Here is a 5388-nt window from a genome sequence, read left to right on the forward strand (position 1 = left end):
AAATGTTGTTTTAAAATATTTAATAATAAATAAAATCCTTAAAAATTTCATTTCATTGATATGTAACAATTTTCTTTCTGTTTTGCATTAATGTTAGTATAATCCATAATCTCATCCAAAGAGTTTTGATATCATTCGAAGAGGATATTGTCTGCTGTCAATTTATCATTATTTTAGTGGGTATTACGTTAGTGGAGATGTTGTTTGATTAGTGTCTTATTAGTTGATGACCATGAACTGGTTCGCATTGGTGTAAAAGGCATCCTTGATGATGTAAAAGGAATTAAAGTCGTAGGAGAAGCCAGCAGTGGAGAAGATGCGGTCAGATGGTGTAGATCAAACAGCACGGATGTTGTCATTATGGATATGGGAATGCCTGGTATGGGAGGGCTGGAAGCAGCCAAGAAAATCATCCGTTATTCGCCTGACACACGAGTGATTATGCTAACTATCCATACTGAAAGTTCTTTGCCTACGAAAGTGATGCAGGCAGGGATCAGGGGATATTTGAGCAAGGCTGCAACTCCTCAGGATATGGTCAATGCAATTCGGGCTGTTTATGCCGGGCAGCGTTACATTTCCCCAGATATTGCCCAGCAGATGGCGCTCGATCAGTTATCACCGCAAAAAGAAAACCCGTTGGATGAACTCTCCGAGCGGGAATTGCAGATCATGATAATGATAACTCAGGGGCGTAAAGTGAATGAGATTTCTACGTTGCTTAATTTGAGTCCCAAAACGGTGAATAGTTATCGTTATAGGATGTTCAGTAAACTAAATATCAAAGGTGATGTAGAATTGACCCATATGGCGATACGCTGTGGATTATTTGATGCGCAAAATAGGGTAGTTCACGGTGGATAATAATATTTGATGGGTGAACAGTCGTGGTGGAACTATTTGATTCAAAGACATTTTTAAAAACAGTCACCAGCCAGCCGGGTGTCTACCGTATGTATGATATCACTGGCACAGTGATCTATGTTGGTAAGGCCAAGGATCTAAAAAAACGGTTATCTAGCTACTTTCGGGCACAAGTCAGCAGTCGCAAAACAGAATCCTTGGTGAAAAATATCGTCCAGATAGATGTCACCGTTACCCACTCAGAAACAGAAGCGCTTCTGCTCGAACATAACTACATCAAGTTGCATCAGCCTCGCTACAATGTACTGTTGAGAGATGATAAATCTTATCCTTATATTTTCCTGAGTAGTGATACCCATCCCCGTCTAACTCTGTATCGTGGAGCCAAGCATGCGAAGGGCGAATACTTCGGCCCATTCCCTAATTCTCATGCAGTACGTGACACTTTGGTTTTATTGCAAAAACTATTCCCTATCCGCCAATGCGAAGACAGCGTGTATCGCAATCGTTCAAGGCCTTGTTTGCAATATCAGATTGGCCGCTGTCTTGCTCCGTGTGTTAAGGGATTCGTCACGGATGAAGAATATCAGCAGCAAGTTGAATATGTTCGCTTATTTTTGGCGGGGAAAGATCAGCAAGTATTGAATGAGTTGGTTGGAAAAATGGAACAAGCGAGTCAACAGCTTAAATTTGAAGACGCTGCTCGTTATCGCGATCAGATCCAAGCCGTACGGCAAGTGACTGAGCGACAATTTGTTTCCGGAGAAGGTGATGATCTTGATGTTATCAGCGTCGCTTTCGACGCGGGGATGGCTTGTGTACATGTTTTATTTATCCGGCAGGGAAAAATATTGGGTAGCCGAAGTTATTATCCCAAAATTCCGGCTGATACGAAATTAGATGAAGTCGTACAGACTTTCTTGGGTCAATTCTATCTTCAGGGAAGCCAAAACAGGACGTTGCCGACAGAAATTTTGTTGGACTTTGCACTACCTGAAAAAGAACTGTTGGAAGCATCACTTTCTGAAATATCGGGCAGAAAAATCTCTATCCAGTCACGGCCAAGGGGCGATAGGGCGCGTTACCTAAAATTGGCACGCACCAACGCCGCAACAGCCTTGATAACCAAACTTTCCCAACAATCGACAACTCATCAGCGATTGGAATCACTGGCGGCATTTGTCGGTCTTGAAAAAATCCAACGTATGGAATGTTTCGACATCAGCCATACGATGGGAGAACAAACGGTTGCCTCTTGTGTTGTTTTTGATGGTAATGGGCCAGTTCGTGCAGAATACCGCCGCTATAATATTACCGGCATCACTCCGGGAGATGATTATGCTGCGATGAACCAAGTTTTGCATCGCCGATATAGCAAAGCGATCGATCAAACAAAAATCCCAGACATTATCTTTATTGACGGTGGCAAAGGGCAGCTTGCACGTGCGATTGACGTTTTTGATTCTCTGGAGGTTGAATGGAATAAAACGCATCCTAAGCTGATTGGTGTTGCGAAAGGCAGTGATCGTAAGGCGGGGTTGGAAACGTTGTTTTTTAAAGCGGAAGGAGAGGGAATTGCACTTCCTCCTGACTCTCCGGCGTTACATGTTATTCAACATATTCGTGATGAATCTCACAACCATGCCATCACAGGGCATCGTCAGCGTCGGAAAAAAGTGAAAAAGACCAGTACATTGGAGTCAATAGACGGTATTGGGCCAAAACGTAGACAAATGTTACTTAAATATATGGGTGGATTGCAGCCTTTACGCAACGCAAGTGTAGAAGAGATCGCAAAAGTGCCTTCTATTTCTTACGCACTGGCAGAAAAAATCTATAATGCGTTGAAACACTAAAAGTATTGATGCACCATACTGATAAACTTTACATGGCCAGATAGTTACTAAGCATTATGCAATTGAATATTCCAACATGGCTTACCCTGTTCCGTATTGCCTTAATTCCGTTCTTTGTTTTGGCATTTTACCTGCCATTCCAATGGGCACCGATGTTATGTGCCATTATCTTTATTATCGCCGCTGCAACAGATTGGTTTGATGGTTTCCTTGCCCGTTTGTGGAAACAGACAACACGTTTTGGCGCATTTCTTGATCCGGTGGCGGATAAAGTGATGGTTGCTACTGCGCTGGTACTGATTGCAGAACATTACCACACGTGGTGGATCACACTGCCTGCCGCGACCATGATTGCGCGTGAAATCATCATATCCTCCCTGCGTGAGTGGATGGCGGAATTGGGAAAACGCAGTAGTGTAGCGGTTTCTTGGATGGGAAAAATAAAAACCACCGCACAAATGGCGGCATTGGTTGCTTTATTATGGCGCCCTTGCATTGAATTTGAAGTAGGCGGATTCGTCTTATTATATGCTGCTGCGGTCCTGACGTTCTGGTCAATGTTTCAATATTTGAGCGCTGCATGGGATGATTTGCGTGAAGGGTGATCGAAGTGGCGCAAAAAACAACGAACGAACGAGTTTTATAAATAATTGTGTTGACTCATTTCATGAAGTCAGTAGAATGCAACGCATCGAACGGCACATGAGATTTACAAAACAAGTTAAGTAAATCAAGCAGTTCGAAGAAAGGCGGGAATAGCTCAGTTGGTAGAGCACGACCTTGCCAAGGTCGGGGTCGCGAGTTCGAGTCTCGTTTCCCGCTCCAAAAAAGGCGCGTTGGCAGAGTGGCCATGCAGCGGATTGCAAATCCGTCAACCTCGGTTCGACTCCGGGACGCGCCTCCAAATTTAGCCCAGGTGGTGAAATCGGTAGACACAAGGGATTTAAAATCCCTCGGCCTTTAGGCTGTGCGGGTTCAAGTCCCGCCCTGGGCACCAAACATAAGTTTACTAACGTCTACTCAAGTAAACTAACTCCCAGAAAGACCTGATAAATCAATCAGGTCTTTTCTTTTTATGTCTACTTTGGTCTATTGCAATCAACATGCACTACGGGGCATAATCGGGGGAACCTACACTTCTATTTTAAAAGTGCCCCCAAAAATGAAACTAAACGCACGGCAAATCGAAACAGCAAAACCCAAAGAGAAAACCTATAAGCTCGCTGATGGTGGCGGCCTGTATTTGGAGGTCACTTCTCGCGGTTCTAAATACTGGCGCATGAAGTACCGCCGCCCTACCGATAAGAAAGAAGATCGACTGGCTTTTGGTGTTTATCCTATAGTGTCTTTAGCCGATGCACGAGCTAAACGGGATGAAGCCAAAAAACTCATAGCCCAAGGCTCTGACCCCAAAGCAGAGAAAAGAGGGGTACAAGCTGAATTAAAAGGGGCACCATCTTTTGAACAGGTAGCTCGTGAATGGCACGCCAGCAATAAACGGTGGAGTGAAGATCACAGCAACCGCATTCTTCGCAGCCTTGAACATTATATTTTTCCTTATATTGGCAGGCTCGATATCTCCATTTTAAGGACAAGCCATCTTTTAGCTCCCATTAAAACCGTTGATGCTGATGGCAAGCATGATATCGCTCAACGATTACAGCAACGTGTTACTTCCATCATGCGTTACGCCGTTCAGAATGATATTCTTGAATCTAATCCAGCCAATGATATGGCGGGTGCTCTCAGCACAGTAAAATCTAAGCATCATCCCGCATTACCTCATGAACGCTTACCTGAATTTTTGACTCGTATTTCTCGCTATCGTGGGCGTTTGATTACCAGAATTGCATTGGAATTAACTTTATTGACGTTTGTCCGTTCCAGTGAGTTGAGATTTGCCCGTTGGGAAGAACTCGATCTTGAAAATGCAGTCTGGAAAATTCCCGCCACAAGAAAACCCATTGAAGGCGTTAAATTCTCCGAACGTGGCATGAAAATGAAAACTGAGCATATTGTGCCGCTGAGTCGTCAGGCCGTATCTCTCTTTAAAACCTTACAGGGCTTGAGTGGCGAATGTGAGGTGATGTTTCCTCATGACCATAACCCGGCAAAAGTCATGAGCGAAAGTACCGTAAATAATGCCTTACGCGGTATGGGCTATGACACCAAAACAGAAGTTTGTGGTCATGGATTTAGAACAATGGCGCGCGGTGCGATGGGCGAGTCTGGATTATGGAACGATGACGCGATAGAACGCCAGTTAAGCCATGTGGAAAGAAAAAAAGTTAAGGCGGCATATATTCACACATCTAAACATTTGGAGGAACGGCGGTTAATGGTTCAATGGTGGGCTGATTATCTGGATGCAAACAGGGAAAAGTATATAACACCGTATGACTTTGCTAAAAAACGCCGAAAATAGATTAATGCAATAACCAAAAATGGTTATTTGGCGAAGCCATAAAATAAAGAAATGATCTTTGTATGAAATAACTTACTATTTCAACATCAAGATTTAATGTTATAACTCTGCTTTAATAACCCCTGTTCTAATAACGTCTACAAATATCAAATATGAACAAGCTAACAGGGGTTATATGCTATCTATCAACACATCTAAAGAAAGTCTTATCCGCTTATCAGAAGTTCAGCGCAGAACAGGTTA

General features: G+C 43.4%; 4 protein-coding genes and 3 tRNA genes. All 7 read left to right on the forward strand.

Features of this window, described 5'->3' with window-relative positions:
* The first annotated feature begins 204 nt into the window (after positions 1-204).
* The 7 genes from uvrY (at position 205) to PSI15_RS17005 (ending at position 5145) form a co-directional block, all read left to right on the forward strand.
* Entirely contained in the window at positions 205-864 is a 660-nt protein-coding gene (gene uvrY / locus PSI15_RS16975; RefSeq protein ID WP_273584557.1) for a UvrY/SirA/GacA family response regulator transcription factor, read from the forward strand.
* A gap of 23 nt (positions 865-887) precedes the next feature.
* Positions 888-2720 carry an excinuclease ABC subunit UvrC gene (gene uvrC / locus PSI15_RS16980; RefSeq protein WP_273584558.1) on the forward strand — a complete coding sequence of 611 codons (1833 nt, stop codon included), beginning with the start codon at positions 888-890 and terminating at the stop codon, positions 2718-2720.
* 56 nt (positions 2721-2776) lie between these two features.
* Complete coding sequence (gene pgsA / locus PSI15_RS16985; protein WP_045970105.1) at positions 2777-3325, forward strand: CDP-diacylglycerol--glycerol-3-phosphate 3-phosphatidyltransferase; 549 nt, start codon at positions 2777-2779, stop codon at positions 3323-3325.
* 144 nt (positions 3326-3469) lie between these two features.
* Positions 3470-3545 (forward strand) — tRNA-Gly (locus PSI15_RS16990).
* Between the two features lie 5 nt (positions 3546-3550).
* Positions 3551-3624 (forward strand) — tRNA-Cys (locus PSI15_RS16995).
* A 6-nt stretch (positions 3625-3630) separates the two neighbouring features.
* Positions 3631-3717, forward strand: a tRNA-Leu gene (locus PSI15_RS17000).
* A 165-nt stretch (positions 3718-3882) separates the two neighbouring features.
* Entirely contained in the window at positions 3883-5145 is a 1263-nt protein-coding gene (locus PSI15_RS17005; RefSeq protein ID WP_273584559.1) for a tyrosine-type recombinase/integrase, read from the forward strand.
* Positions 5146-5388 lie beyond the last annotated feature (243 nt).

Origin of the sequence: Xenorhabdus sp. PR6a, from assembly GCF_028599065.1 — a bacterium.
Classification (GTDB): domain Bacteria; phylum Pseudomonadota; class Gammaproteobacteria; order Enterobacterales; family Enterobacteriaceae; genus Xenorhabdus; species Xenorhabdus doucetiae.